Below are 4,147 nucleotides of genomic sequence, written 5' to 3' on the forward strand. Positions count from 1 at the left end.
CCGTTTTTTTATGCATCACGCGTATTTTTACCGGCATAGCGTAAATGATTAATCAGATCGATACGGGTGATAAGCCCGATAAAATCCGCACCATTCACAATCAGCGCTACTTCATCACGATCAAAAAAACTCTGCAAAGCACTCAATGGTGCGTCCACCTGCAAGACACGCGGTTGCGGGGTCATTGCCGATGAAACCTGAGCCGCAAAGCGCGACCAGCGCCCTTCCGGCGGGCCCTCCACAGCCTTCAGGACGTCGCTTTCGTCAATAATTCCGACAAGCCTGCCGCCATCCAGCACAGGTAATTGCGAGACAGTATTGCGCCGCATCCGCCCATAGGCCTCAAGCAGATTTTCATCCGGTGCTGTTACTTCCACCGCACCGTCCTGATGGCGCCGCGAGATCAGATCCTCCAGATTGCCCTGCACTGCGCGCTCACTCAGATGCCGCTCGCGCAACCAGTTATCATCAAACATTTTTGACAAGTATTTGGAGCCGCTGTCACAAATCAGCGTCACCACATTTTTAGGCTCCGTCTGCTCGCGGCAATATTGCAGAGCTGCAGCCAGCAAAGTACCGGACGATGCTCCGGCCAGAATACCCTCGCGTAAAAGCAAATCGCGGGCGGCCTGAACAGATTGCCGGTCGGATATTGTATAAGCACGGCTGACAAGAGAGAGATCGGCATTATCGGGAATGTAATCCTGCCCTATCCCCTCCACCGACCATTGACCGGCCTGCGCTAACTGCCCTGTCGCGATGAATGGTGCCAGAACCGAACCTTCAGGATCAGCAAGTATGATTTGCGCCTGCGGAGCAACTGAGCGGAAATAACGCCCAAGCCCCGTCAGCGTACCGCCGGAGCCTACCCCGACGACAACCGCATCAATCTTATGATCTGTTTGCTCCCAGATTTCCGGCCCTGTTGCAGTTTCATGTGCCAGCGGATTAGCAGGATTGGAAAACTGATCAGCAAAAAACGCATGCGGAATTTCTTCTGCAATTCGCCGTGCCAGATTTTGATAATGCTCAGGATGGTCCTTATCCACATCAGAACGTGTCAGCCGGACATCTGCCCCTAAAGCCCGTAAATGGCGGATATTTTCCTTGGACATTTTATCCGGAATAGCCAGAATCAACCGGTAGCCGCGCAGTGCCGCAACCTGCGCCAGACCAAGCCCTGTATTACCGGCTGTTGCTTCGACAATTGTACCGCCTGCCCGCAACTGACCCGATTGCTCCGCCGCAGAAATAATGCTCAGAGCAACCCTGTCCTTGATGGAGCCGGAAGGGTTCTGGCTCTCCAGTTTCGCAAATAAGCGGCACGGCCCGGTGTCAAATCCGCTGAGTTCGACAAGCGGTGTCCGGCCGATCAATTGTAAAACTGACGGGAATACACTTGCAAATCGCATTGCGGTGGGCTCCTTTACAGCTCATAATGCTGTGTAAGACCCGATATATCTGCGGATTTATCAAGTCGGCCTATGTCATTGAATCTTTAAAGAGCATAGTGCTTCACCAGCACATCAGAAGACATATTATTTTATCTTACCGTCATTAAGCTAAGATTTTTTACTTATATAAGAGGCTTACAGGTTTGTTGTTTCGCACAATGTCAAAGACAGAAAAATTATTGCATAAAGAAGACGATGCCCGCAGTGCCGGTTATCCCATGACCGGTCTTGTATTTCATGCAGCCAAATCAATCAGACATATTGCCTGATAAAGAATTTACGTTTACGTCAATGGAAAGATCATGTCTGATATTGATATCGGCATAATCTTGGTTAAGTTGTTGGCAGACGGGTTTTAGTGAGGAAGACCCGATACACCGGAAACTTTCCGGAAGCATATGCCGGCACAACAGGAATTCTGGGAGGCAGAATGACACGTTCGAGTGATAGGAATGCCAAGGCCGGTGCAACAAAAAGCGCCGCAAAGAAAACCGGAACCACGGCGGCCAAAACAGCCGCAACAAAGCCGGTCAAAGAATCCGCTCCGAAAAGCACAGCAGCGAAAGCTAAGACCGTGGCAGCCACCAAGGCCGAACCGGCAAAGACTGCAGTAAAAACATCTGCGGCACCGAAAAAATCTCCGGCAAAAAAAGCTGCCACAGCGGAGACACCAAACATTGCGGCTCCGACTGTTGCAGAGGCCAAAAAGCCTGCCAAAACGACTGCAGCAAAGCCTGCAACTAACACCACGGCAGGAAAGCCTGCCGGCAAAACAAAAACTGCTGCAGTAAAACCGGCAGCAAAAGCAGCAGAAACCAAAACCGCCCCGAAAGCTGGCACCACGAAGCCTGCTGCTAAAGCCGCTGCCAAAGTTGCAAAAGCCGAACCAGAAGTAAAAATTGCTGACAAGGCACCGGAACCAGTGGTGACCCCAGTTGCCAAACCGATAAAAACAGCCAGCCCCTATGATGCCAAGCCATGGCTCAGCAATTATCCGCAAGGGGTAGCGCATGCGCTTGACCCGTCCGCTTATCAGTCGATCACCGATCTGATCCTCACATCCTGCAAGAAATATGGCGAACGCCCTGCTTTCACCTGCATGGACAAATCTCTGTCCTATAAAGAGCTGGATGAAAAATCAGCGGCTCTGGCAGCATGGCTGCAATCACGCGGACTGGTCAAAGGCGACCGCGTGGCCGTGATGATGCCGAATGTGCTGCAATATCCGGTAGCGATTACCGCTATTTTGCGCGCAGGGCTGGTGGTTGTGAATGTCAATCCGCTCTATACGCCGCGCGAGTTGGAACATCAGCTCAATGATGCCGGTGCCAAAGCAATTATTATTCTCGAAAACTTTGCCCATACTCTGGAAAAAGTCCTGCCAAATTCATCGGTCAAGCATGTGGTTGTCGCCTCTATGGGCGATATGCACGGGCTTAAAGGTGCGATTATCAATTTCGTCGTGCGCCGTGTTAAGAAAATGGTGCCTGCATGGAATATTCCGGCGCATAACAGCTTTAAATCTGTCCTCGCCAGCGGTGCAAAACTGACATTCAAACCGGTGGTGATTGCACCGGATGATCTGGCTTTTCTGCAATATACAGGCGGCACGACCGGCATTTCCAAAGGTGCCATGCTCATGCACAGCAATATTCTTGCCAATGTTGAGCAGATGCGTCTGTGGCTGGATGTGGCTTTCCAGCATAAAGGCCGGCCGGAGCATATCAATTATATCTGCGCATTGCCGCTCTATCATATTTTTGCCCTGACCGTGAATGCGATGATGGGTATTCAGCAGGGTGCCCGTAATCTGCTTATCCCAAATCCGCGGGATATTCCGGCTTTTGTGAAAGAGCTGCAAAAAGCACCGTTTCATATTTTCCCGGGGCTCAACACTTTGTTCAATGCCCTGATGGAAAATGCAGACTTCCGCAGGCTGGATTTCAAGCCGCTTATCCTGACTCTTGGCGGCGGTATGGCGGTTCAGCGTCCTGTTGCCGAGCGCTGGGAGAAGATGACGGGTTGCCTGATTACTGAAGGTTACGGCCTTTCGGAAACCTCGCCTGTTGCCACGGCCAATGTGCTCAATGCAACGGAATTTTCCGGTACTATCGGTCTGCCGGTACCGGGTTCTGATGTGGCGATCCGTGACGATGACGGCAATGATGTGCCGCTTGGTGAAGTAGGCGAAGTCTGTGTGCGTGGTCCGCAGGTCATGAAAGGCTATTGGAACCGCCCTGAAGAAACAGCCAAGGCTATTTTCCCTGACGGTTTCTTCCGCACCGGTGATATGGGCTTCATGAATGAAGGCGGTTTCACCAAAATTGTGGACCGCAAGAAGGATATGATCCTTGTCTCCGGCTTCAATGTCTATCCGAATGAGATTGAAGAAGTTGCAGCGGAACATCCGGGCGTTGTCGAGGCTGCTGCAATCGGTATTGCCAATGAACATTCCGGCGAAGTGGTAAAGCTATTTGTGGTGCGCCGCGATCCGGAACTGACCGAAGAAGTGCTGAAAGCTTTCTGCGCCGAGCGGCTGACCAATTATAAGCGTCCGCGTATAATTGAATTCCGCGACAGTCTGCCGAAAAGCAATGTCGGGAAAATTCTGCGCCGCGAATTACGCTAAAGCCTATTGCGGAAAAGTGGGAACCGGTTTCCGATAACGACATGCGTAAAAACAACAAAAAAGA

The 4,147-nt window shown here is 51.3% G+C and carries 2 protein-coding genes; one reads left to right on the forward strand and one right to left on the reverse strand.

Features of this window, described 5'->3' with window-relative positions; all coding sequences use genetic code 11:
- Positions 1 to 8 precede the first annotated feature (8 nt).
- On the reverse strand, positions 9 to 1,412 hold the full coding sequence (locus A918_RS0107990) for a cystathionine beta-synthase (protein ID WP_022710554.1): 1,404 nt from the start codon (positions 1,410 to 1,412) through the stop codon (positions 9 to 11).
- Positions 1,413 to 1,884: 472 nt separating this feature from the next.
- Between A918_RS0107990 and A918_RS0108000 the strand changes: the two genes are divergently transcribed.
- A complete protein-coding gene (locus A918_RS0108000) occupies positions 1,885 to 4,083 on the forward strand; it encodes a long-chain-fatty-acid--CoA ligase (protein WP_022710556.1) in 2,199 nt (732 codons plus the stop codon).
- Positions 4,084 to 4,147 lie beyond the last annotated feature (64 nt).

Source organism: Pseudochrobactrum sp. AO18b, assembly GCF_000409565.1.
GTDB classification, from domain to species: domain Bacteria; phylum Pseudomonadota; class Alphaproteobacteria; order Rhizobiales; family Rhizobiaceae; genus Pseudochrobactrum; species Pseudochrobactrum saccharolyticum.